A 1,300-nucleotide genomic window follows, 5' to 3' on the forward strand; every position below is an offset into this window, starting at 1 on the left:
GTGGGCTTCCCCCTGAGATGTGGACACCCTGAGACTGGATGTTGGTCCAGAGGAAGGGGTGTCCCCGTTGGGGCGTCCATCGAAGTACACGGAAGAGTTCCGGCGTGACGCGGTTGACCTGGTCCGTTCGTCGCAGCGGCCGATCAACCAGGTGGCGCGTGAGCTGGGGATGAGTCACGAGACGCTGCGCAACTGGGTCCGTGCCGCCGATCGCCAATCCGGGACGGGTGCGGCCTCCGACGGGGGCGGGTTGTCGGTGGCGGACAAGGACGTCGAGATCGCCCGCCTGCGGCGTGAGGTCGCGGAGTTGCGGCAGGAGAAGGAGATCCTGCGCAAGGCAGCCGCCTATTTCGCGAAGGAGATGGATCGGTGACCAGCCGCTTCCGGTTCATCTCCGCCCACCGCGCCACGTTCGGCGTCAAGCGGCTGTGCCGGGTCCTGGCGGTGTCCCGCGCCGGGTTCTACCGCTGGACCGCCAGCGAGCCGGCCCGGCAGGCTCGCGCCGCCGACGAGGACGCCCTCGCCGAACAGATCAAGGTCATCCACGCCGACTCGGGCGGCACCTACGGATCCCCTCGGGTGACCGTCGAGCTGCACGACCAGGGCGTGCGGGTCAACCGCAAACGCATCGAGCGGATCATGCGGCAGCGCGACGTCGTGGGTCGGCACCTTCGCCGCCGCAAACGCACGACCATCCCGAATCCGGCCGTGCCGCCGGCGCCGGATCTGATCGGCCGGGACTTCACCGCCACCGCACCGGATCAGCGATGGTGCGGCGACATCACCTACCTACGCGTCGGCGCCGGCTGGCTGTATCTGGCCACGGTCATCGACATCGCCACCCGACGGCTGATCGGCTGGTCGATCAACACCCACATGCGCACCGCCCTGGTCATCGACGCCCTGGACGCCGCGGTCGCCGCCCGCGGCGGCCGGGTCGACGGCGTGATCTTCCACTCCGACAGGGGCGCCCAATACGGCAGCGACGCCTTCGCCGACGCCTGCCGTCGCCACGGTGTCCGCCGCTCGATGGGGCGGATCGGCTCGTCGTACGACAACGCTCTGGCCGAGGCGTTCTTCGCCACCCTCAAGCGTGAACTCGACGTCGACCGCCGACGCTGGGCAACCGAGGCCGACGCCCGCCGCGACGTGTTCCGGTGGATCGCCTTCTACAACCACCGACGCCGCCACTCCGCCCTGGGCTACCTCAGTCCCGCCGACTACGAACAGACCCTCACACCGACTACGCTGCATCAGGTCGCGGCATAACCCGGTGTCCACATCCCGGGGGGGAACCTCA

Annotated in this window: 1 protein-coding gene; it reads left to right on the forward strand. The window is 69.3% G+C overall.

Annotated elements, in window-relative coordinates:
- The first annotated feature begins 67 nt into the window (after positions 1 to 67).
- Positions 68 to 1,269, forward strand: a protein-coding gene (locus tag F6X68_RS32660) for an IS3 family transposase (RefSeq protein WP_370519026.1) whose coding sequence is annotated in 2 segments (ribosomal slippage) — positions 68 to 299 and positions 299 to 1,269 — 1,203 coding nt in all. Because the reading frame shifts where the segments join, the coding sequence is not laid out codon by codon here.
- The last annotated feature ends 31 nt before the right edge of the window (positions 1,270 to 1,300 follow it).

Origin of the sequence: Micromonospora sp. AMSO12t, from assembly GCF_008806585.1 — a bacterium.
Classification (GTDB): domain Bacteria; phylum Actinomycetota; class Actinomycetes; order Mycobacteriales; family Micromonosporaceae; genus Micromonospora; species Micromonospora reichwaldensis.